The sequence below is a fragment of the Sedimentibacter acidaminivorans genome (assembly GCF_017873955.1).
Taxonomy (GTDB): Bacteria; Bacillota; Clostridia; order Tissierellales; family Sedimentibacteraceae; genus Sedimentibacter; species Sedimentibacter acidaminivorans.
The window spans coordinates 354,710-377,378 of sequence record NZ_JAGGKS010000003.1 but is presented as its reverse complement, the minus strand read 5'-3'; the positions used below and the strand labels follow the sequence as shown (position 1 = coordinate 377,378).

Below are 22,669 nucleotides of genomic sequence, written 5' to 3'. Positions count from 1 at the left end.
AATAAAAAATCCTATTGCAAAATAGGAGGAAGTAAAAAAAGGGTGACAAGGTAAAACCTTGCACCGACTAACTCGGAGTATTCCGAGAGACTATTAGAATGAAAGGAGTTAAGAAACTTGAAAATTGAAATATTAGGCTCTGGTGGAGCATCCATCACACCTAAACCATTATGTAATTGCAATTTATGTAAAAATGCTAAATTAAAAGGAATTCCTGAATCAAGGTTAGGACCATCAGTTTTTATACATGATGCAGGAATTTTGTTTGATACTCCAGAGGAAATAAGTTACATGCTTAATAGAAGCAATATTACAAATCTAAATGCTTGTTTTTATTCGCACCATCATCTCGACCATACCATGGGATTAAGAGTATTTGAATGTAATTTTGATTATCGCAATAGTTTTGTAAAACCTACACCTTATGATAGAAATATAGATGTATATGTGCCTACATTTGTAAGAAAAGTGATGGAGTCTAATTTTTCAATATGGGAGCATTTATCAAGATACCAAAATTGGGGCTTAATAAACCTACATACAGTAACTGAAAATGAAAAGATTAAATTAAATGACTATATAGTAAGTACAATACAACTTGCACAAACATTTGTTAGTGGGTATATTGTTGAAAATTTAGATAAAAGAGTGCTTGTTCTTATGGATGAATTATTAGATTGGATTCCAGAAAAATTAGGGCATTTCAATTGCGTTATATTACCTATTGGCCTATTTACGGTCAATCCATTTAATAACGAAAGACGTTGGGATGAGAAGCATCCTCTTTGCAGAACTGAAGCAGATTTTATCGAAATAAAAAATATTATCAGCAAATTAGATACAGACAAAGTCGTGTTTATTCACATTGAAGAAGTTGATGGACTCGACAACGAAACATTAAAGCAATATGTGGAGTACTATGCAAATGAACGAGATTGGCAAGTTGGATTTGATACGATGATTATAGAAATATAAGTAAAGCAATTGTAATGTAGTAGTAGAATATTACTTGCTTGTTTATAACCAAACTTAAAATATAGGTGTCGCATTTTTCAAATTTAGCGTCCTAACAGTATTAAATAACGACTTAAAATAATTAATTTATTCTACATGTTAAATACTGATGGATAATTTGTAAACATTCAGTTTTAAATAGCATAATAATCGACATATATGAGGAGGGAGGAAAGATTTATAATGAAAAATAAACTTAGGAAATCCTCAACGGATAAAGTTATAAGTGGAGTTTGCGGTGGTATTGCAGATTACTTTGATATATCCTCGCTTGGAATAAGATTAATCTTCATAATTTTACCTGCCAATCTATTAATTTATATAATCCTTGCAAATATTATGCATGATAGTCCATCTACATTGTAAAAAGGTATGCTTGTTACAATGAAAATGCCACTTTCAATAAAATTTACGACACATTATTCAAATTTAGCGTCACAAACAAATAAATGAATGTTATTTGGGAGGTAGATTATAATGAAAGTTAATGTGGTATCAAATATCTTGAAAATACTCCTAATCCTATTTGCTATAGGAGCTATTTTCTTTGGGGCCTATGTATTACCTATAATAGCAGAAGAGATGGCCTATATTTATCCTGAGCTTGAACATGCAAAGATGTCTATTTTGATAGCTTGTGAATTACTATTAGTGATATTATTGATAGGGATAGGAATTATAATGTATTTACTTGTAGTCTTTGATATGGAAAATACTTTTAACCTGAAGTTTACTAAAGGCTTAGAGATTTTAATTGGTATGTGCATCATTGCTTCAATTGGCGTGATACTTTTATTCTATTATCTCGGTACATATGGAGGGCCTGGTCCCCTATTATCACTCGTAATGATGGGAGTAATATTTCTAATATGGATAGTAGCGGCAGTTATGATGTTAATTAGAAGTATCGTGAAAAAAGCATAAGACAGAGGTAAGACAGAGGGACGTTTAAGACGTCTTAAACGTCCCTCTGTCTTTCTTCTTTTTAAATTTAATATTTATACGAGTTTTTTAGTTTTGTTTGGACTTTTTCACTGGTCCCGAAACGTCCCTATGTCTTTCCTATGTCTTTCATTTAGCATTTGAAAAAGAAGAGGATTAAAAATATTTTAATTGTCGGGGGGATTTAAATGTACGGAGAAGGATTTAAAAAATTTTATTGGGGGTTTTTACTTGTTTTAATTGATTTTAGATTGCAAGGAATTGATATTTTTCCAGATATAATAGGATTTATCTTTTTGCTAGTGGTATTAAACTTCTTATGGAGCAAAGTACGTTTTTTAATAAAGCGTTACCATATAATTACATTATGATTGTATTATCTATATTTTCAATATATGATGCACCTGTTAATGGCGGAGGACTAAATATCCAATCAGGTTCACTAGGACCTTTTGCAATATTGATAGCTATAGCTTCTTTTATTCTAACATTATTAGCTGTGTACAATATATTTATGGGAATAAAAGAGATTGGTCAGAAAGCAGAAAATTCGTACATTTCTGAAGAAGCAAGTAATCGCTGGACACAATTTTTATATTTGCAAATTGCAGGTATGTTTACTTTTGTTTTAATATTAATACCAATTCTTGCTATAATTAATATAATTGCTCTGTTAATAATAAATATAATTTATACTATTAACGTTCTTGAATTTATGAAGAAATGTCAGGAAACTTTGTAAAGGTTCATATCATACTTCTAAGTACTATTTCTAGTTTGCATTTTTATTAAAGAATAAAAAGTGAGGTTTTGAACATAATATAAAAAATTAACAAGGAGATAAATATTATGGAAAAGCGTAAAATTGCACTAAAAGCACCTATAGCAGTTCAATTAAAAAAAGGTGAAACTTATTATTATTGTACATGTGGAAAAAGTTCAGATCAGCCATTTTGTGACGGATCACATAAAGATACTTCTTTTACACCAATGGAGTTTACTGCTACTTTAGATGGTGTATCTCACTTATGTGCATGTAAACATACTAAAAATCCTCCATATTGTGATGGAACTCACGATAAACTTTAATAATTTGATTTTATTTATAAATTTGTTTAAAAACTGTGATTCTAAATTAGAATTAGCAGTTTTTTTATTATATTAATAGTTTCTATATGAATTGACAATAATTCATTGCCATGATAATATGTATTGGAAGTAATTGGTATATTTCTTTTGTAATATTATCAGAAGTCGCAAAGGGGGAGATTCAAAGTGACAATTACTTATCCTAATGGAGCAAAGTACAATTACATATAATATAGGAGAGATTATCAATGAATTATTATGAAATTCAAAAATTATATAATAAAGGGTACACCTAATAGAGATGAAATTATAATATTCCACCTCATCCGCGAGATGAAATTATAATATTCCACCTCATCCGCGAGATGAATTAATAAATAGTCAATAGTTATTAACATTATTTATATATAAAAAGAATACCAATTATATAAAAATCAATAATACAAATCTTTCATCAAATACTGTAGCACAAATGATTAAAGAAAAGTTTGTACTATAATTTTATATAATATTTATTAGAGAAATAATATTTATGGAGAAAAATAAAATGAAAATCATAGAACCTAGCATTATAACAGAACTTGATATTGTTTTAGATTTATTGCCTTTAATTAATTTATCTAAATCAGAGGACAGTGATATTTACGAAAAACATATAAAAGGAATCACTCTTAATAATGAGGATATATCCAAAATTTGTTTCAAAGAGGTCATTTTTGAAAACTGCAAATTTATTGATTGCTCGTTACAAAAATCAGAATTTATAGATGTAATTTTTAAATCATGTGATTTATCTAACAGCAATTTTAATGATGGTTATTTTAACAAATGTCAATTTAATTCCTGTAAAGCAGTAGGGGCAAATTTACAAAACTGCAATTTAAAAAATATTTCAATTATTGATAGTAATTTTAATTTTGTAAACTTTGATACCTCTAAATTAAATAATATAATTATAACCGAAAGTGAATTAAGTAATGCAAATATTTCAGAATGTAAGTTGTCAAAATTACAATTAGAATATGTAAATTTTATTAATACAAGCTTTTTTAAAACACCTCTTAAAGGTATAGATTTTACAAAGAACCAAATAGATGGAATCATTGTATCTGGAGGGGAATTAAAAGGTGCTATAGTTAGTGCTAATCAAGCAGCCGAGTTAGCAAAATTATTAGGATTAATTGTAAAATAATAGTTCACTTCATATAAAATCGAAATTTTTATCGACGACAACCCATAATATGGTATAATGTAATTAATATATAAGACTTACAATTATGAAAGCAGGAAAAATGTATGAAAGAATTAAAAAAACCTAATAAATTAAATAGAGGTGACAAGGTCGCTTTAGTAAGTTTATCATGGGGTGGAGCTGGTGATAAAGAAATCCTTTGGCGTTACAATCAAGGAAAAGAACGATTAGAGAATATATTTGGGTTAGAAGTTGTAGAAATGGAAAATACTTTAAAAGGAACTGAATATGTATACAATCATCCTGAAAAGCGTGCAGAAGATTTAATGAATGCATTTCAAGACAAAACAATAAAAGGGATTATTGCTTGTATTGGTGGAATTGAAAGTATAAGAATGCTTCCATACATAGATTTTGATATTATCAATAAAAACCCAAAAGTGTTTATGGGATATTCTGATTCAACAACTACTCATTTATTATGCTTTAAAGCTGGTATTTCAAGTATATATGGTCCAACTTTATTAGTGGATTTTGCAGAAAATATTTCAATGCATCCTTATACTATTGAACATATTGAAAAAACATTATTTTCTAATAACCCTGTTGGTCAAATTTTAGCTGCACCAGAATGGACAAGTGAATATCTTCCATGGTTAGAAGAAAATAAAAATCGTAAAAGGATGTATAATATAAATGCTGGATATGAACTTGTACAAGGTGAAGGTATTGTAAAAGGAAGATTAATTGGCGGTTGCATGGAGGTTTTTGACATGCTCCGTGGTACTGAAATATTCCCTAATATAGAAGATTTTGATGATTCTATTTTATTTTTAGAAACATCAGAAGAAAAGCCACCAGTTTGGTTTGTAGAATGCGGGTTGAGAAATTACGGTATAACAGGAGCATTAGACCGCATTTCTGGTATCATTTGGGGAAAACCTCAAGATGAAGAAAATTATAATGAATACAATATAGTTATAAAAAAAGTTATGAAAGAGTTCGGAAAAGAACATTTACCAATTATATGCAATATGAACTTTGGACATACTGAACCTAAAATATGTATTCCTTATGGTGCTTTAGCTGAAATAAATTGTAATGATGTTACTTTTTCAATAATTGAATCAGCAGTAAACTAAAAAACAAGAGTTGAACACAGAGAATATATTTTTTATTGATAATATTTCTAAAAAAATAACAAACCGGAGGAGTGCTATGGGTGAATTATCAAAACTACTGAATATTGGAAAAGTAGTAGAAGAACAACTAAATCAAGTTGGAATAGTAGATTTAGAACAATTAAAAAATATTGGTAGCGAACAAGCTTGGTTAAAAATTAAATCAATAGATGATTCTGCTTGAATTAATAGATTATATGCATTGGAAGGTGCAATTCAAGGAATTAAAAAAAATAGTTTATCAGCTGAAACTAAATTGGAATTAAAGGAATTTTATAATTTCTTTAAATAAAAAATTAATAACTCATTAAAAAACGAATCCATTTATGAAGAAATGTTAAGAAAAGCAGAATAAAAATGGAATAGCAAAGGAATGCATTTTAATAAATAATTTAAAAATAATTTTAAAATTTGATTTAAATCATATATTTTAGATAATCCTATTGTTATAATTAAGAAAATTAATTATAACTAATAGGAGGAACAAAATGAATAAATTTAATAGTTCTCAAAAAATTGGTGAGATAGTAACTAAATTTCCAAAAGCTGCAGAGATATTTAAAGAATATAAAATTGATTTTTGTTGTGGCGGAGATAGACAATTAATTATAGCTATAAAGGAAAAAAATCTAAATGAAGCTGAAGTACTAAACAAATTAAATAATTTATATGAAAATTATGAAAAACACTTATATTCAAATGATAAAAACTGGACTGAAGCACCTTTAGAAGAATTAATTGATCATATCATAAATAAACATCACGCATATTTGTGGGCAGAGATGCCGAAAATAGGTGAATTAACTACAACAATATTAAGAGTTCATGGTCAAAATCACCCTGAACTTTCTAAAGTGCATAAATTATTTAATACAATAAAAATGGAATTAGAATCACATTTGTCAAAGGAAGAGACTACTCAATATCCTGCAATCAGAGGATATGTAGAAAGTAAATCTGAAAAAGATTTAGATAATGCTATTAAAATAATAAAAGAATTGGAAGAAGAGCATACAGGTGCAGGAGATATTCTCAAAGAACTTAGAGTCGTAACCAATGATTATGAAGTTCCAGCTGATGGCTGTAATACTTTTAAATTGACTTATGCTAAACTTCAAGAAATGGAATCAGACATATTTCAGCATATACATTTAGAAAATAATATACTATTTCCAAGGCTTTATGCTTTAAAAAAATAAGTTTTTACTCTAATATTTATAATATTTAAAACAAGACATGGGGACGTAAAAGACGTCTTAAACGTCCCCATGTCTTTCTTATGGGAAGGAGTGAGTGCATGGCAAATATCATAACAGGCGTCAGAATTCTGTGCAGCATTGCATTGTTGTTTTCTCAGGCACTTTCTCCAGCGTTTTATTCGCTGTACTTAGCTGCAGGATTTACCGATATGATTGATGGAACGGTTGCAAGAAAAACAAATACTGTTAGTGAGTTTGGATCTAAGTTTGATACCATTGCAGATTTTGTTTTTGTTGTTGTATGCCTAATTAAGTTGATTCCGATAATGGATATTCCAACTTGGCTTTATATATGGATAGGCATTATTGCACTAATCAAGGGTATTAATGTCTTTTTTGGATTTGTCGTGCAGAAGAAGTTTGTAGCGGTTCATACTGTTATGAATAAAGTTACCGGAGTATTATTATTTGCCCTTCCGCTGACATTATCGGTGATTGATTTTAAATACAGTGCAATCTTTGTTTGCTCTGTTGCAACATTTGCTGCAGTTCAGGAAGGACATGTTATTAGGACTAGAAAAGTATCTGAAAATATCTTTTCAATTTCATCATACGCAAATGGATGGAGCCCATGGAGGCAGATTTTTGGCAAATTTACAAAATGAAATCGACAGATTATAATAGACAAATTGTAGTTTACAATGTCTTGAAATGGCAAATAGCCTACATATGTGAGATAATAGATTAGATGTCTGGGTTCTTGCTTATTATAAAAGAATTGAAGAGTTAATACAAGTTTGATAAGACATGGGGACGTAAAAGACGTCTTAAACGTCCCCATGTCTTTCCCATGTCTTTGTTATAAATTAAATAGTTCAAATTTTATTAAGTAGAAATAAAAATTAATTGATGGTATAATTAGGTAATTAAAATTAATAAGCAATTAGCAGTTTTCTTAAGTAATATGGCTTTATAGGTGTTCTTTAATGGAACAATTTGCTTTATTAATAGTCTTATAATATATAGTTTCTTTGTTGGCTTAAGACAAATTAAACATCTATATAAATAAAATTAGTAAAGGTGTGCGGATGAATAAAGTTTGAATATCTTTATATCATACTATATCTTGAAACACTGAATTATTTGGGAGGAGAATATCATGAAAAAATTACTAAAAGGACTTATTATTATTCTTATAATATCCTCATTTACATTAGTTTTCGCAAACTCAGGACCTGTCTACTGGCAGGGGTACCCTTCATCAGATATAATGGCAATAGACAAAAATACTCCTATCGAAGTAAAAAGCGAAAATCTAACTTTTGATTTTTCTGATAACAATAATGATTCATATTCTGTTACTGCTAATGTAACTGCAGAATATGAGATGACTAATCCTACTTCAGAAAATCATTTTGTTCAAATGGCGTTTCCTTATATTGAAAGACTAACTAATACTAATTATGATGACATAAAAATAACTTCTGATGGCAAAGAATTGCCCTATGATTTTTATATAGGTAAATCTCTTAATAGTTATGGAAGTAGTTTTGAGGAAAATAAAGAAAAAAACTATAATTTTGATGAAATCATTAATTCTTTATCCAATGATATTTATGAAGCCAAAAGTTTTACAGCAGATGAAATCGGTAAACTTTATTATATCGAAATAAAACCAACTACAAATGAGGGAATAGATTTTACTGTTGATTTTATTTACGATCAAGAAAAAACTAAAATCTTTGTAAAAAAATTTAATAGCTTTAACCGTAATGATGGGAATGTTAGGATTGCTTCTGGTTGCTTCGATACTCAAGTTGCAGAGATTTATGTTTTAGGAGAGGACATTGATTTAAATATTAAAGGATATACTCTTGGAGCATCCAAGGAAGAAACAAATTTATTTACTTATGAAAAAAATGAAAAAGAGGTAGATGTTAAAACTTATTTACTTGATAATATAAAAACTCATTCTTATGCTAATTTTGAACACATTTCAGATATTCAATTATATAATCTTTATTCTAGTGTATTGGATAAATATTTTATAAATAATCTGGGATTTTGTTCAGAAGATGATATATTTGCTGAAAATAATATAGTAAGAATAATTACTTTAGTTTATACAGTTGAATTTCTTCCAGATTCAGACCAGAAGGTAAGTGTTAGCTACAGAACAAAAGGCACTATGGATAAAAGAAATACAACACATTCTCAGTATTTATTTGAATATATTTTAAACCCTGCAGAAAATTGGAATAGTTTTAATAATTTGAATATTAAGATAATAACTCCGAAAGCAGCCCCTTTCATAATTAATAGCAGCATTGATTTAATAAAAGAAGAAGGTAATATTTACACAGCTGAATTAGAAAAACTGCCAGAAGATGATTTGTCATTCACACTTTATTCAAAAGAAAAAGTAACACTAATAGATAAGGTTGAAGGAGGAATAAACAGAAGTTTTGGATATTTTGCTCCTATTGTTATTGGAATAATAGGGATTATTGCTTTATTAGTGGTTATATCAATTGTAAGAAAAATCAGGAGAAAAAGGAATAAATAATTACAAGTATTTATTTTATCTTTTACCATTAAAGGATCAGTTTGACCAACAAAATAATGATCTTGCAATGATTCATACAGATTCTAACTTAATATAAATAATATGAAAAGACTAAATAATATAATAAATTGCAGTACATGCTATTCACACAATTACAATATATGAATACATTAAGCTATACAAGTTCTAAGTCAATGCATACATAATGCATAAAAATAAATAGATTAGTCTTAAAAGATACAATGAAAATACACTAAAATCTAACAGGGTACAGTTATTATATAAAATTATTTTAAAATATCACTACAATGGTTGAAAAATAGACATAAACATATTTTGCTAAACTTGCTTATATTTAGTCATGTTTTGCATAAAATTAAAAACGAGGATGATTAAATGATTACCATAGGAATATATGCTGATTCAATTGATAGAAAGAAAATCAGCATAGCAGTTATTCAGTTTTTAAAGGAAAACCAGATCGAAGGAAAAGTTAGTTATATAAGAAAATCCCATGAGATATTAAATGTTTTTGATCAACACTGTAAATATAATATTATAATAATAAGTAAAAACAATGAGTTGACCTATATAAAAAGGAATTCTTCACACTACGTAAAAAAATCATTGCAATTAACAACAGGATTGTTAGTCAGTCCTTTGAATAGTGAAAATTTAGGTGAAATAATCATATCTGAAAATAATTATAATTGTCCACATGGTTTTTATAAAATAGATACAAACAAAACTATGAGGCTTGTACCATATAAGGATATAGAATATTTTCATTGGTCAGAAGGAAAATCAATACTATACTTAACAAATAATGAAACTGAAGATATTTCAAATACTGTAAAGCGCATAAAAACTGAACTATCTGAAGATTATTTTGTAGAGTGTGCCAGAGGGTATATAGTTAATCTATACAATGTAAAGAAGATAGACAAAATTAATCAGGAAATAACATTGAAATCAGAAAATAAAATTCCAATAAACAGAAAAAAATTTCAGCACACTTTTAAGATGCTAATTAAAGATATATATGGAATGGAACTCTAATTCACTATTAGGTTTTAAGGAACATGGAGAGGAGTTATTGTATGGAAGATAAAATTATAGCTGATTTGAAAGAAAGTTATGGAATAACTTTTCTTTAACTCTCGTATGACAAAATGTTCGCCGGATGCTAATGTTGAATATCGGAAAACTTTGCTTGCGGTGTTCGTTCAATAATAGATGAAGATGCAAGGGTAGGGCACAAAAGTAAAACACAAGATTTTTTTGGCTATAAGACAGAATTTATTATGACAACAGACGAACGAATAATTACATCAGTAAAAACAGCAGATTGAGCATATGTAGATGGAACATATGCAAATGAATTTCTTTCCACTTTAATTATAACACAAAAAAAATTGTAAGTATAGACTTTTAGTTCTTATTTGCAAGTGCTATAATGCATAATAAGTTAATGCGATTTGGTGGAGGATTTGATAATGTATGTATAATACTCCGGTAAATTGTTTTAGCTCGAAGGTATAATTAAAAAAATATAAAAGGAGTGTATCAGTATGAATGACAAAAAAGATGTTTTAGATAATGGTCCTTTTTTTCATGGCACTAAAGCAGAACTAAAACTTGGAGATTTATTAGAGCCACAACACTTATCAAATTACCAGGATAAAAAATCAAACTATATTTATTTTACTGGAACATTAAATGCTGCTAAATGGGGGGCTGAATTAGCGAAATCTAACTTAAAGGAAAGAATTTACATTGTAGAACCATTAGGTGAATTTGAAAATGACCCGAACTTAACTGACAAAAGATTTCCCGGAAATCCAACACGTTCGTATAGGTCTAAATCTCCTTTGAAAATAATAGCCGAATTAGGTTCATGGGAAAGACATTCCGATGAAGAAATAAATCAAATGCTTTCATCTTTAAAAAAGTTAAGTGATGAAGGAAAAAATGTAATATACGATTAATCTATAAAGATACAATTCTCAAGCGGGCAGATAAATAGGAATTTGTAGGGTAGATTATTTATATTTGATGAGGTGCACAAAATGAAAACTATAACAATTTGTGGTAGTATGAAATTTGCAGAGAAAATGAAACAGATTGCTTGGAGACTGGAAGTTGAAAAAGGGTTTAACGTACTTCAATGCATCTATAATGAGCAGAATGAGCCTATAACTAAAGAGGCACAAAAGCGTCTTGTTGCAGCACATTATAGGAAAATAGATATTTGCGATGCCATTTATATTGTTGATATTGATGGTTATATTGGCACATCGGTTGCTGATGAAATTTTATATGCAAAAGAGAACGGAAAAGAGCTTATTTTTCACAGCGAACAGTCTTAAATAACTTTGGGTAATGAGCATAACACGAAGTTCACAAATTCCAATTTATCTATGAGATTATGAGATAACTGAGAGAGTTGTAATAGAGGGTGTTACTAGAGAGCCAAAAAGAGATTGGCTCATATAGCATCTTTTTAAAAATATAATTAAATTTAAATTTTAAATAAAAGAATACATGCGGGTATAAAAGAAGAGGGGGTGAGTGATATGAAAAAACTAGTATTTTTGTTTGTTTTGATATTAATAATGACATTAGTTTTCATAGGGTGCTCCAAAAATTCAATTAAAGAACCACCAGAAATTTCTATCACTATTAAAGATAAAGAAATATATTATATTACAGCTAAAAACAAATGGAATGGAAATATTTATGACAGGGAAGATACATTTATAACTATATTAAAAGAACAAAAGGATATTCCTACATTTGAGATTGGAAATATTGTTAAAATTATTTTCAAAAGCAATCCTCCAGATGAATTTAAAATCTTGGATATTTTAATTGATGAAAATGGGCGACAAATATATACTGATAAAGAAATTAAAAATATTCCGGCTGTATTATATGACGGTAAGTATACCTTTGAAATAGAACATCATTTAGCGTCGGCGCTAAGTTCACAGTATGAACCAGAGAAAAAGGATATAAGAGGATTTAGAATGATTGCTTCCTGGGGTGAAAATGAATGTGAATATGCCTTTGTAATTAAAACATATACCAAGACTGATGTAAATCAAAATGAACCTCAACCAATAGGTAATGACATTGACAGATCAGAATATATAACCGGTGAAATCATAACAGATGGTGATTACACAATTATAGAAAGAATTGGTAGTAATTTTATTACCTTTATTCCAGATAAGGAAAGTCTTGAAATAATTAAAGCTAAATATGGCGAAAAAAAGCAGTATCAATTAATTTATGATGATATAAAAAAAATTCATGACCTGCCAGATAAATTAGGTATTTATAAAGTTAAAGTTAAAATTAATCAAATGGATAACTATGGTTACTTGGTTTTTGATGAGATAATGTTAACTGATAAAATAGGAACGATTCTTTATGAAGGAAAATCGTACGAAAACAATGACTTAGATGACAAAGTTGAAATAAAAGATAGAGTAAGCGGACTGATAGTCAACCATGTGGTTAAAAGTAATGGTGGTGTAGTTGTAGGGTTTGCAGGAGAAATCGAAAGTGAAGGTTACTATTTCATTGATCCCAATGAAGCTTCCATGTATGGTCCAACTGGATTTATATATCCTAATGAAGAGTTTATGGATAACTTTCCTACAATTTATGGTGAAAGAACAATTGATTCTGTATGGTTTTCTAAAACCAATGAATTGTATGATGAATTAAAAAATAATTCATTGTTTGGAAAGGGAAAATTTAAAACATCTGGTTATTTCTTGGTTTATAATTACGGCATGGGTTGGGGCCCTGGAGGAGTATTGAATGAAATTATTTCATTGGATGAAGAATATAAGAATTTATTTTCTGCTGAAGATGGCAAGACTATTGGTAATTCAGGCATAACAGATGATTTTGTAATTGTAAATTACACTCTATACGATGAAGAGTCTAAATTAAAGGAAAGAGAATACTACTATATTAATAATGAAAATCTTGAAAAAATAGTAATACCTGTTGAACATAACTATTATTATCATTTGAAGGAAGTATTAAATGATAATGAATTTATACTTCAAACGGAAGGTTACGATGAAGGGGCGGATCAGAATAATGAAAGTAACCCTCATGAAATAAAATGTACAATTACACCAGAAGGTATATTAACTGAGAAAATTAACTAAAAATTATTATCTGGAGGTAATACAGTGAATGATTTACAGATCATACGGAATTATATGAGAAATATAGTTACACCTATTTGGAGACGTGTAAAGACTATTGGAATGATGAGATAAGAATATACTATAAGAAACTCTAATAAAATAAAGAATATGATATTGCATTTGTAGTAGAGAAATATAAGGAGAAGATATGATTAGAAAGTTTAATATTGATGAATTAGAAACAGTTATGAAAATATGGCTCGAAACTAATATTGTAGCACATGTTTTTATTAGCGAAGACTACTGGCAAGGGAATTATGAGCAGGTTAAAATGATGTTGCCTGATGCAACAGTATTTGTTTATGAAGAGAATAATTTAATTCTGGGATTTATTGGGTTAACAGAAAATTATATTGCCGGAATATTTATTGATACAAATAGTCAATCCAAAGGCATAGGGAAAGTTTTGCTTGATTACGTTAAGAAATGCCACTCAGAATTGTTGTTGCAGGTTTATAAAAAGAATTCTCGTGCTGTCAGATTCTACCTGAGAGAAGGTTTTGTTGTGTCAAATGAACAAATAGATAAAAATACCGGCGAAGCAGAGCTTGTAATGAATTGGACAAAATGAGTATACTTATCAGTTCGGCCAGAAGTATGAATTTCCTATTATGTTTATATTACGTCACAACAGTAAAAAAAGTGAACTACCTTATTTATTTGTAGAGGAGGGATTTTTTGAAGTTAGTATTTTTAATCGGAGATGCAGCTGTAGGGAAAATGACAGTGGGACAGGAGCTTATGAAAATTACGGGTTTACGCCTATTTCATAAAAGAAATATTACAGAAAATCGCTTAAAGCATAAAGCTTCAAAACAAGATATTGAAAACTCTAATCAAAGGCTTATCAATGATGATAGGAAATACCGTTGCGTTAGTAACGATGATGAGATTCAATTTGAAAACTATATCAAAATTGACAATTCTAATCTTTCACCAGAACTTGTAGCAAAAATGATAAAAGAATGCTTTAATTTATGATTTTAAACCATGTGGATAATGGGGAAGGTTCTTTTTATTTGTTTTAAATGCGAATAAAAAGAACCTTCCCTATAAAAAGTATTAATTGATTATAGCAATAATGGGACATTGAAAGTATTTGAGGAGGAAAAACTGTTATGGAAATAGGGAATATAGATAAAATGTATGACTTATGCTTAAACTTTGGCCTTGGGAATGTCATTGCAGATCCAATTGAGGTGAAAGGTGGTTTGTTGCATTCCATGTGCAAAGTCACCACTGATAGGGGAGCTTTTGCAGTTAAGTGCTTGAATCCAGCCATCATGAGTCGGGAATGCGCATTAAACAACGTGATAAATTCTGAGAAAATATCAGAAATTCTTCTTGAATTAAATATTCCAGCTATTACTGCAAAAAAAATTTATACCAAACATGTGCATCAGTATAAAGAACAATATTACATGTTTTTTAATTGGTTTAATGGAAAATCAATATATCCACCTGAAATTAATGAAAAACATTGTAATGCAATTGGTGACATAATCGGAAAGATACACAATTTAGATATTTCTGTTGAAGGGGTGGAAGATAAGGCGGAGATTTCCACATTTTATAAGTGGAAAGAGTTTCTTGAAATGGAAAGAAAGAAGAAAGTTATATGGGATTCTGTATATGAAGAATCACTAGAAGATATTATGACTTGGAACCAGAAGGTATTGAATGCAAAAGCGATACTATCAAAAGAAAAGGTTATTAGTCACAGAGACTTGGATCCCAAAAATGTGATGTGGCAGGGAAACTGTCCTTTTATAATTGACTGGGAAGCTGCAGGGTATGTAAATACTTATCAAGAATTATTGGAAGTACTGAATTATTGGGCTGATGATGGAAATGGTGGCTTAGATAAAAGGTTATTCATGGCTATCTTAAATAAGTACAAAACACACAAATCTATTAATAATGTGAATTGGGATGTGGTCTTGGACAGTGGCTATGAAGGAATGCTCGGATGGTTGGAGTATAATATTAAGAGGGCTCTTGGAATAGAGGTTTCGAGCGAAGATGAAATTATGTTGGGTGAGCAGCAAGTTATTAGTACAATAACTGAATTAAAACGATATCAGGAAAAGATGAGTTTACTGAGGGAGTGGCTGTAAATGATTGGGAATGATATTGAGTATAATAATATATCCTAAAGATAGAGCGTTAGGAGAAGCTTCTGAACTTAACAATTTAATATTAGAAAATGGATTTGATGAAATTGTATTAGGAGGAAGCCCTTGCTTTAGTTGTGGTAATTCTCAATCGATAGAGGAGCTTGGTAAAGATAAAAAAGCATGATATAACGGGGACGGTTCTTTTTATATAACGGGTATATAACGGGGACGGTTCTTTTTGTTTGATGCATATAACTAGTCTTAGAAGAGGTAAAATGTTAAGAAGTAATGATAAAGACAAACTTAAAGACCATAATCATGCTTTATATGTATAAAATTGGTAGTGTGGTTATCTGAAATAAAAGAGCGAAAATGTGGATAAATTCTATTCCGAACAAAAAGAAGCACGAAGCCACTTTGTGGCGGCGCTTCGCATATACTGAAGAAATAGTTTATGTTGACAACGATTATTACAACTGAATTGTTAATAGAGCTTGAATTTTGCCATTAGAAGTGATAGTATTAGTTTAAATTAAATATATATGAGGGATTGCTAATTTTAATAAGGAGCTGAAGTTATGGTTAATAATAACGAGACTGCAAGTAAATTGATTGACTTCTTTCAATATGTGTCCGTAGACTATGATGATTTGCCAAGGAGAATTATTGATGGCATCCGGCTGTATTTTGGATACAACGCTGTTTATTGCATTTTTCAGAAATTAAATGGGAAGGAATACGCAATAACTGAGTTGCACGGAGACAGTATATATAAGCGAGATCATGTGTTATATAAAGAACTATGGTCAAAGGATGATATTTTTTTCAAAAAATTGGATGTTATAGTTAATGGCAGCAAGACGATGAAAAAGTATGCTTGGAGATGTCAGGATTTTGGATGGTCGTTAGAAGACTTTTGGAATCAGGATCTGGGTAAGGCAATACGTAAAGGAGGGTTTGGATATAAAGCGCTAATAACCTGTGGTCAGGCGTGGTATAACATGCAGCACACGATCAGTTTGTTTAAGCCGGAGAAGAAGGGGGATTTTTCCGATGAAGAGATGGCGCTTTTCAACAATATTGGGACACTATTTTCTATTATGCAAAATAATTATAGAGAAAAAATAGAAAATGATCAGTTAAAGAGTGTGTTAAATAAACACATAACAGATATGCGTGGGTGTTTTTGCGTATTAAACTGTCAGCTTAATGTTATTTTCCAAACGGATTCATTCAGTGAAATTATCGACGAGCTTTTCAAAGGAGAGTTTTTCAAACATATATTAATGCCGATTGTTGCTCAAATGGGGGAATTAGAGCATTCAAAAAAAAGTGAAACGAGCAAAGAGTACAATTCGGAAAACGTTAAATATACAATGAACATCTCTAAATTCAGTCAGGACAAAAATGAGAGTTATAAACTGCAGTATTTATATATGATTAAGATTCAAGTGATAAAAGACGCCACTCCTAGTAAAAGCAGTCAATTTGATGTTATTGAAGAAGGGTCATTTTATCTTAAGAATTCAGATATTTATTGTCTCACAAGGCGTGAAATAGAGGTTCTGAAGCTTATGATGAATGGTTTGTCAGTTGAGAAAATAATCGAAAAAATTTGTGTTGCTGAAAGTACTGCTAGAACACACATAAACAATATATACAGAAAATTAGGCGTTAATAGCCGTTCAGAGGCTATGGCCAAGATTATAAAAGACTCGACAAGTTGATTTTCTCATTAAAAGTAAGGAGATTAATTATTAAATTAATATAGTTTAATGATTTTTAATTGGACCGCAGGATGATAGATATCTTGCGGTTTATTTATTATCAACATTATGAGTCTAAAAAATAATTAATCGCAATTAGATAAATGATATATCTCGTGTATTGTAGTAAAAATCGAGAATGTTATAATAATGTCAAGATTGCTACGGAACAAACTCAATAAATTCTCGCAGCATCACACAAACTATGAAAGGGGTAATCGAATGATATCCAATGATATGAAGTACACTAAAATGTTTGAACCTGGGAAAATAGGAAAAGTGACGATTAAAAACAGAGTGGTCTTGCCTCCAATTGGGACTGGTCTCGCTTTTTTTTCTGGAGAGGCAAGCCCTGACATTATACGTTACTATGAGGAAAGAGCGAAGGGCGGATGTGGCCTGATAATTACAGAAATCACGCGAATTGATGAAGAGCACGGCTGGGGACTTGCGAGACAGCTTGCAGTCACAAAAGGTGGATATATCAGTGGCTTGCAGAGGCTTGTTGACACAGTGCATAAATATGGTACAAAAATTTTTGTTCAGCTACACCATCCAGGCAGGGAGGGTCACGCTAGGATTAATCCAAGCAAAAATCAAATAGTTGCTCCTACTGCAATGGTAACTGAGCGCTGTGCTGAAATGCCGCACGAGCTTTCGACAAATGAAGTAGAGGCATTGGTGTCAAAGTATGTTCTAGGTGCCACAATTGCAAAGTTTGCAGGAGCGGACGGCGTTGAGCTTCATGCTGCTCACGGATATCTAATTAATCAGTTTCTTTCCCCATTTTCTAACAAACGTACAGATAAATATGGCGGTAGTTTTGAGAAGCGCATGCGCTTTATCGAAGAAATTATTTTAAGTATTCATAAAGTATGCGGTCCAAATTTTCCAATAGGGGTCAGGCTGTCTGTGGATGAATTTATGGGTGATGATGGCATTACTCTTGAAATGGGTATCGAGATATCGAAGTACTTGGAGAAGCTTGGGATAAATCATATCCATGTCAGTTGCGGAATTTATGAGTCGGGACAGAACATCATTCCTATACACATTTATCCTCAGGCTTGCAGAAGGAATCTTGCTCAGGCTATTAAGGATGCAGTGAGCATCCCGGTTATCTCAATCAATAACATTAAAGAGCCAGAAGTAGCAGAACAGCTTCTTGCAGATGGCGTATGTGATTTTGTTGCAGTTGGACGGGGACAATTGGCTGATCCCGAGTGGGTGAATAAAGCACGTAAAGGAGAGGATATTTCTATTAGGAAGTGTATTGGCTGCTGTCGTTGCATAGAAGCAATTTCATATGGAAGACACTTTGAGTGCTCGGTCAACCCCCGCCTAGGAAGAGAACTTGAATTTTTGGAGCTTGAGAAGAACGGCGAAGGAAAGAAAATTATTGTTGTTGGCGGTGGACCAGCTGGTATGCAGGCAGCAAAGGTGCTAGCACAGCGTAACTTTAAGGTAACGTTGTTTGAGGCCAAGGAAAAACTCGGCGGGGCACTAGTCTTAGCGGGTAAAAATATCGATAAGGAAAAGCTGGTGTGGTTTATAGACACAATGAGTTATGAGTTGGAGCAACTGGGAGTCGATGTGCGCTTGAATACAATGGCTACAGAAGAGAGTATACAAGCATTGAATCCCTATGGAGTTTTTGTATGTTGTGGTGGTAATCATATTGAACCGAAAATTCCTGGAATCGAATCGGAGAAGGCTATTCGTGTCATTGACTATTTGGAAGGCAGAGCACAACCCGGCAAAAAGGTTGCCGTTATTGGCTCGGGCGCAACAGGAATTGAGACAGCCGCGACGTTGGTTTCACGCGGACATGAGGTTACAGTTATTGAGATGCTGCCAAAAATCGGCTCGGGTATCATCGACAGGGTGCTGAATGTACTTGTCGCACGCCTTATAAAAAATGGCGTTAGTCTTTTGCCGGGACATAAACTGACTGCCATAATCGAAACTGGAGTTAAGCTTGAGAAAATGGTGGATGGCTCCGAAATGGAAATGGAGTTTGACTCTGTTATTCTGGCGCTCGGAATATGCCCACAACAGGAATATGCAGTTGAATTGGCATCCGTTTTTGATAAGTCGGTTGTTTTGGGTGATGCGTTATTGAGTTCTACCGTGCTGGAAGCAATAAGAGATGCAAACGGTACTGCATGGGTATTTTAATTTTTAATTAATTTAAAGGAGAAAAGATTATGAGAGAATTTAAAAACAAAGTTGCTTTGATTACCGGCGGAGCAAATGGCTTTGGAAAGGCCTTTGCAATTGAGGCGGCAAAACGAGGAATGAAGCTGGTCGTAGTTGATATTGATGAACCTGATCTTATTGGTACCACTGCTGTACTTAAGAACCTCGGTGCAGAAATGCTCGCGATAGTTGCGGATGTTACCCTGTATGAAAATGTGAAAATGATCGTGAATAAGACAATGGAAACCTTTGGACAGATAGATGTTTTGTTTTGCAACGCAGGTGTCGTTCCTTGTGGGGATATTTTAAATCTTCCAGCGCGTGACTGGGAATGGACGACAGCCGCAAACCTTACTAGCCACAGTTATTTTTATCATGAGGTTGTGCCGATAATGGTAAAGCAGGGAACCATGGCCCACATAACGGGTGTTTCTTCAATTGCGGGAATACTTCACGGAATAGGCAACAACGCGACCTATTCGGCTACGAAACACGGTGCAGTTGCGCTGATTGAGGATCTCAGCAATTACTTAAAGATGAACAATATAGAAAATATAGGCGTTTCAGTGTACTGCCCTGGATATGTGCAGACTGACCTGCATCACTGCGAGCGTCATCGCCCAGACCGTTTCAAAGACAAGGATGATCCGTACTATCAGTCCGAGTTTTATAAAGGTTGTCTAGGTCGTGTGAATGTTAGTATCTCAACTGGCATCCCAATTGATAGTGTTGGACCGCGTCTGTTTAAGGCAATTGAAGAAGAGCAGATGTATATCCTAACACACCCGCAGTATCTGCCATATATTGAGTCTCGTCACAGATTAATCGAGAAAGACGCGGAGTTACCCGAAGGCGGACCTGGTAACAGCGACCGCAACTTCAAGAGTCAGGTAGCGCTGATTACGGGCGCAGCACACGGTTTTGGCTATGAGTTTGCCAAAGAAGCAGCCTCTAGGGGAATGAGGCTTGCTCTGGTAGATATCGTAGGTAAGAAGCTTAAGGAAGTAAAGGCCTATTTCGATAGCAAAAATGTGGAATGCATGATCTTCGAAGGTGACACATCTACCTATGAAGATGTTAAGGCGAGCGTAGATGCAACAATGAAGGTCTATGGGCAAATCGATGTTATGTTCAACAATGCGGGAGTAGTGCCTGTTGGCAGCAGTACTACTCTGCACCCCCGCGACTTTGAATGGGTGGTCGGTGTAAACATGCTTGGTCAAGCTTACTATTACCGTGAGGTCTTGCCTATTATGATAAAACAGGGCACACCTGCAAACATTATCACAACTGCCTCGATTGCGGGCCTCATTTCAGGTTTCGGAAAGAACCCAGCGTACTCGGCATCAAAGCATGCTTCCGTGGCGCTTTCGGAATCTGTCTGCGCGAAGCTGAAAGACATGGAAGCCACAAATGTTAAGGTTTCAATATATTGCCCTAGTTTTGTACAAACAAACCTTCATCACTCTGATGAATATCGTCCAGCTCGCTTCGCGAAAGGCGAGGATCCGCATTTCCAGTCTGAGGCCTATCAGAATGGGTTACTAGAACTCGAAAATAACATCATTACTGGCACATCTATTGACCCTATAGGACCGCGCTTGTTTAAGGCAATGGAAGAAGGACAAAAATATATAATCACACATATTGATCGCATGGATGCTGTCAAGGCACGCCATGCTGCGATAGAAGCAGATGCTAATAGGGAGCAGTAGATTATGGAAAGTATAATTAAAATGACTGTTACCTCAAGAAAGAAACTGATAAAGCTTTGTATTGCTACAATAATTGCAATATCGATAGCTTTCATACCTGCTCCATTTGGCCTGGAGCAGGTGGCCATGAGATATGGAGGGATATTCATTTGGCTAATATTCCTAATGTCGTTTCGAATTTTTTCAGAATATCTCTCTGTTTTGTTTACACTATCGGCGCTGCTGGTTTTCAGGGTTGGGACAGCATCTGAAGTTTTTTCACAATTCAGCAGTCCTACACTTTGGCAAATTATCACAATACTCGCTTTGGCTTCAGCCATTCAGAAGACAACGGTGCTGACCCGTGTGACTATGCGAATATTAAAACCATTTCCGCCGACATATGCAGGTCAAGTGGCGGCTCTGATGCTGGCTGCGCTAGCGATGAGTCTGATGATACCAAGCGTATACGCCAAGATTATGATACTGGCTCCTCTGGCAATTAAAGTGTGTGAGACAGCGAACTTTGAGAAATCAAGTAAACCTGCAGCAGGATTGTTTTGCACTATATTCGTTACATCATTCATTCTGAGTAACGGTTTTACAACTGGCAATAGTAATGTTCAGGTTATGATGGCGTTTGCTGGCACCACTTTCAGCTTTGTCGAATGGCTTAAGGCAACTTGGCTTTGGACTCTTATTATGACAGTCGGTTCGTTCTTTTTCATAATCACATTCTACCGTCCCAAGGGTTCGATGTCACTGGGCTCAAATTTCATTCAAGAACAAATTGACAATCTTCCTCCTATGGACATGAATGACAAGAAAGCAGCTGTTATAATTGCAATTAGTCTGGTGTTTTGGATGACTGAGTCCTTTCATGGGATAAGCGCACTTGCGGTAACCTTGGTTGCATATTGTGCATTTGCCGCACTGGGAGTGGTAACTCCTGAGGAGTTTTGTACCAAGATTGACTGGAAAATAATAGTTCTTATTGGTGGAATACTGAGTGTTGCAGGATTTATTTCGTCACTTGGAATATCAACCTATTTGGCAAATATTATCGGACCGTATGTAGCACCTCTAGTTAATAATGTATGGATATTTATACCGATTTTTACCGTGCTTGTTTTCTTGGCTCGCTTTGTAATTGTGTCTCAGATTGCAACTCTAACCATATTTATTGCAATCTTTCAAGGGCTTGTTATACCTATTGGTTACCATCCGTTTATAGTTGTATTTTGTGCAAATATGGTTATCCAGCTTTGGGCAACCAACTATAACAATGTTCTGATAAAACCGGCTTATGCTATAACCAATAACAGAATGGTAGAGCATCGAGATGTTGTTCCGATGGCTTATGCGCTACTTGTGCTGAGTATAATAGCATATATTGCTAGCATACCATTTTGGAGGATAATGGGTTTCATGGGCTAAGGCTTATTTAATCATGCAAGCCATAGGTATAGTTAGCACTG

Annotated in this window: 22 protein-coding genes and 3 pseudogenes; all 25 read left to right on the top strand. The window is 32.6% G+C overall.

The window, feature by feature from the left end:
• Positions 1-117 precede the first annotated feature (117 nt).
• The 25 genes and pseudogenes from J2Z76_RS07385 (at position 118) to J2Z76_RS07270 (ending at position 22,628) form a co-directional block, all read left to right on the top strand.
• Complete coding sequence (locus J2Z76_RS07385; RefSeq protein WP_209511374.1) at positions 118-975, top strand: MBL fold metallo-hydrolase; 858 nt, start codon at positions 118-120, stop codon at positions 973-975.
• Positions 976-1,197: 222 nt separating this feature from the next.
• A complete protein-coding gene (locus J2Z76_RS07380) occupies positions 1,198-1,380 on the top strand; it encodes a PspC domain-containing protein (protein ID WP_209511372.1) in 183 nt (60 codons plus the stop codon).
• Between the two features lie 111 nt (positions 1,381-1,491).
• Complete coding sequence (locus J2Z76_RS07375; protein ID WP_209511371.1) at positions 1,492-1,938, top strand: DUF2975 domain-containing protein; 447 nt, start codon at positions 1,492-1,494, stop codon at positions 1,936-1,938.
• A 206-nt stretch (positions 1,939-2,144) separates the two neighbouring features.
• A complete protein-coding gene (locus J2Z76_RS07370) occupies positions 2,145-2,327 on the top strand; it encodes a hypothetical protein (protein WP_209511370.1) in 183 nt (60 codons plus the stop codon).
• Positions 2,324-2,698 carry a hypothetical protein gene (locus tag J2Z76_RS07365; RefSeq protein ID WP_209511369.1) on the top strand — a complete coding sequence of 125 codons (375 nt, stop codon included), beginning with the start codon at positions 2,324-2,326 and terminating at the stop codon, positions 2,696-2,698. Before J2Z76_RS07370 ends, J2Z76_RS07365 begins: the two co-directional genes overlap by 4 nt.
• A gap of 107 nt (positions 2,699-2,805) precedes the next feature.
• Complete coding sequence (locus tag J2Z76_RS07360; RefSeq protein WP_209511367.1) at positions 2,806-3,045, top strand: CDGSH iron-sulfur domain-containing protein; 240 nt, start codon at positions 2,806-2,808, stop codon at positions 3,043-3,045.
• 547 nt (positions 3,046-3,592) lie between these two features.
• Positions 3,593-4,237: a pentapeptide repeat-containing protein gene (locus tag J2Z76_RS07355; protein WP_209511366.1), complete on the top strand. Its 645-nt coding sequence runs from the start codon at positions 3,593-3,595 to the stop codon at positions 4,235-4,237.
• 104 nt (positions 4,238-4,341) lie between these two features.
• Positions 4,342-5,379, top strand: a complete 1,038-nt coding sequence (locus J2Z76_RS07350) for a S66 family peptidase (RefSeq protein WP_209511364.1) — start codon at positions 4,342-4,344, stop codon at positions 5,377-5,379.
• Between the two features lie 76 nt (positions 5,380-5,455).
• Positions 5,456-5,710: pseudogene (locus J2Z76_RS07345) on the top strand (TfoX/Sxy family protein).
• Between the two features lie 196 nt (positions 5,711-5,906).
• Entirely contained in the window at positions 5,907-6,617 is a 711-nt protein-coding gene (gene ric / locus J2Z76_RS07340; RefSeq protein WP_209511363.1) for an iron-sulfur cluster repair di-iron protein, read from the top strand.
• Between the two features lie 80 nt (positions 6,618-6,697).
• Positions 6,698-7,114 (top strand): annotated as a pseudogene (locus tag J2Z76_RS16975) (CDP-alcohol phosphatidyltransferase family protein); the annotation flags it as partial.
• Positions 7,115-7,202: 88 nt separating this feature from the next.
• Positions 7,203-7,298: pseudogene (locus J2Z76_RS16630) on the top strand (CatA-like O-acetyltransferase, family 2); the annotation flags it as partial.
• 478 nt (positions 7,299-7,776) lie between these two features.
• Complete coding sequence (locus tag J2Z76_RS07330) at positions 7,777-9,183, top strand: hypothetical protein (protein WP_209511361.1); 1,407 nt, start codon at positions 7,777-7,779, stop codon at positions 9,181-9,183.
• A gap of 396 nt (positions 9,184-9,579) precedes the next feature.
• Positions 9,580-10,242, top strand: coding sequence for a LytTR family DNA-binding domain-containing protein (locus J2Z76_RS07325; RefSeq protein ID WP_209511359.1), 663 nt, complete (start codon positions 9,580-9,582; stop codon positions 10,240-10,242).
• Positions 10,243-10,754: 512 nt separating this feature from the next.
• Positions 10,755-11,171 (top strand): NAD(+)--rifampin ADP-ribosyltransferase, encoded by a 417-nt coding sequence (gene arr / locus J2Z76_RS07320; RefSeq protein ID WP_209511357.1) that lies wholly within the window; start codon positions 10,755-10,757, stop codon positions 11,169-11,171.
• Between the two features lie 81 nt (positions 11,172-11,252).
• Positions 11,253-11,552, top strand: a complete 300-nt coding sequence (locus J2Z76_RS07315) for a hypothetical protein (protein ID WP_209511356.1) — start codon at positions 11,253-11,255, stop codon at positions 11,550-11,552.
• Positions 11,553-11,759: 207 nt separating this feature from the next.
• Positions 11,760-13,373, top strand: a complete 1,614-nt coding sequence (locus tag J2Z76_RS16625) for a hypothetical protein (RefSeq protein WP_245210371.1) — start codon at positions 11,760-11,762, stop codon at positions 13,371-13,373.
• A gap of 190 nt (positions 13,374-13,563) precedes the next feature.
• Complete coding sequence (locus J2Z76_RS07305; protein ID WP_209511354.1) at positions 13,564-13,986, top strand: N-acetyltransferase; 423 nt, start codon at positions 13,564-13,566, stop codon at positions 13,984-13,986.
• A 107-nt stretch (positions 13,987-14,093) separates the two neighbouring features.
• Positions 14,094-14,396 carry a hypothetical protein gene (locus J2Z76_RS07300; protein WP_209511352.1) on the top strand — a complete coding sequence of 101 codons (303 nt, stop codon included), beginning with the start codon at positions 14,094-14,096 and terminating at the stop codon, positions 14,394-14,396.
• 137 nt (positions 14,397-14,533) lie between these two features.
• On the top strand, positions 14,534-15,532 hold the full coding sequence (locus J2Z76_RS07295) for a phosphotransferase (RefSeq protein WP_209511351.1): 999 nt from the start codon (positions 14,534-14,536) through the stop codon (positions 15,530-15,532).
• Between the two features lie 16 nt (positions 15,533-15,548).
• Positions 15,549-15,716 carry a hypothetical protein gene (locus J2Z76_RS07290; protein ID WP_209511350.1) on the top strand — a complete coding sequence of 56 codons (168 nt, stop codon included), beginning with the start codon at positions 15,549-15,551 and terminating at the stop codon, positions 15,714-15,716.
• A gap of 394 nt (positions 15,717-16,110) precedes the next feature.
• A complete protein-coding gene (locus J2Z76_RS07285) occupies positions 16,111-17,259 on the top strand; it encodes a response regulator transcription factor (protein ID WP_209511348.1) in 1,149 nt (382 codons plus the stop codon).
• A gap of 261 nt (positions 17,260-17,520) precedes the next feature.
• Positions 17,521-19,476: an NAD(P)/FAD-dependent oxidoreductase gene (locus J2Z76_RS07280; RefSeq protein ID WP_245210370.1), complete on the top strand. Its 1,956-nt coding sequence runs from the start codon at positions 17,521-17,523 to the stop codon at positions 19,474-19,476.
• A 29-nt stretch (positions 19,477-19,505) separates the two neighbouring features.
• Positions 19,506-21,212: an SDR family NAD(P)-dependent oxidoreductase gene (locus J2Z76_RS07275; protein ID WP_209511346.1), complete on the top strand. Its 1,707-nt coding sequence runs from the start codon at positions 19,506-19,508 to the stop codon at positions 21,210-21,212.
• Positions 21,213-21,215: 3 nt separating this feature from the next.
• Entirely contained in the window at positions 21,216-22,628 is a 1,413-nt protein-coding gene (locus J2Z76_RS07270; protein ID WP_209511345.1) for an SLC13 family permease, read from the top strand.
• The last annotated feature ends 41 nt before the right edge of the window (positions 22,629-22,669 follow it).

Coding starts and splice junctions, on each gene's coding strand:
- J2Z76_RS07315 (WP_209511356.1), top strand. CDS start 11,253: ATGAAAACTATAACAATTTGTGGTAGTATGAAATTTGCAGAGAAAATG.
- ric (WP_209511363.1), top strand. CDS start 5,907: ATGAATAAATTTAATAGTTCTCAAAAAATTGGTGAGATAGTAACTAAA.
- J2Z76_RS07275 (WP_209511346.1), top strand. CDS start 19,506: ATGAGAGAATTTAAAAACAAAGTTGCTTTGATTACCGGCGGAGCAAAT.
- J2Z76_RS07305 (WP_209511354.1), top strand. CDS start 13,564: ATGATTAGAAAGTTTAATATTGATGAATTAGAAACAGTTATGAAAATA.
- J2Z76_RS07285 (WP_209511348.1), top strand. CDS start 16,111: ATGGTTAATAATAACGAGACTGCAAGTAAATTGATTGACTTCTTTCAA.
- J2Z76_RS07325 (WP_209511359.1), top strand. CDS start 9,580: ATGATTACCATAGGAATATATGCTGATTCAATTGATAGAAAGAAAATC.
- J2Z76_RS16625 (WP_245210371.1), top strand. CDS start 11,760: ATGAAAAAACTAGTATTTTTGTTTGTTTTGATATTAATAATGACATTA.
- J2Z76_RS07365 (WP_209511369.1), top strand. CDS start 2,324: ATGATTGTATTATCTATATTTTCAATATATGATGCACCTGTTAATGGC.
- J2Z76_RS07350 (WP_209511364.1), top strand. CDS start 4,342: ATGAAAGAATTAAAAAAACCTAATAAATTAAATAGAGGTGACAAGGTC.
- J2Z76_RS07380 (WP_209511372.1), top strand. CDS start 1,198: ATGAAAAATAAACTTAGGAAATCCTCAACGGATAAAGTTATAAGTGGA.
- J2Z76_RS07270 (WP_209511345.1), top strand. CDS start 21,216: ATGGAAAGTATAATTAAAATGACTGTTACCTCAAGAAAGAAACTGATA.
- J2Z76_RS07355 (WP_209511366.1), top strand. CDS start 3,593: ATGAAAATCATAGAACCTAGCATTATAACAGAACTTGATATTGTTTTA.
- J2Z76_RS07280 (WP_245210370.1), top strand. CDS start 17,521: ATGATATCCAATGATATGAAGTACACTAAAATGTTTGAACCTGGGAAA.
- arr (WP_209511357.1), top strand. CDS start 10,755: ATGAATGACAAAAAAGATGTTTTAGATAATGGTCCTTTTTTTCATGGC.
- J2Z76_RS07370 (WP_209511370.1), top strand. CDS start 2,145: ATGTACGGAGAAGGATTTAAAAAATTTTATTGGGGGTTTTTACTTGTT.
- J2Z76_RS07360 (WP_209511367.1), top strand. CDS start 2,806: ATGGAAAAGCGTAAAATTGCACTAAAAGCACCTATAGCAGTTCAATTA.
- J2Z76_RS07375 (WP_209511371.1), top strand. CDS start 1,492: ATGAAAGTTAATGTGGTATCAAATATCTTGAAAATACTCCTAATCCTA.
- J2Z76_RS07330 (WP_209511361.1), top strand. CDS start 7,777: ATGAAAAAATTACTAAAAGGACTTATTATTATTCTTATAATATCCTCA.
- J2Z76_RS07295 (WP_209511351.1), top strand. CDS start 14,534: ATGGAAATAGGGAATATAGATAAAATGTATGACTTATGCTTAAACTTT.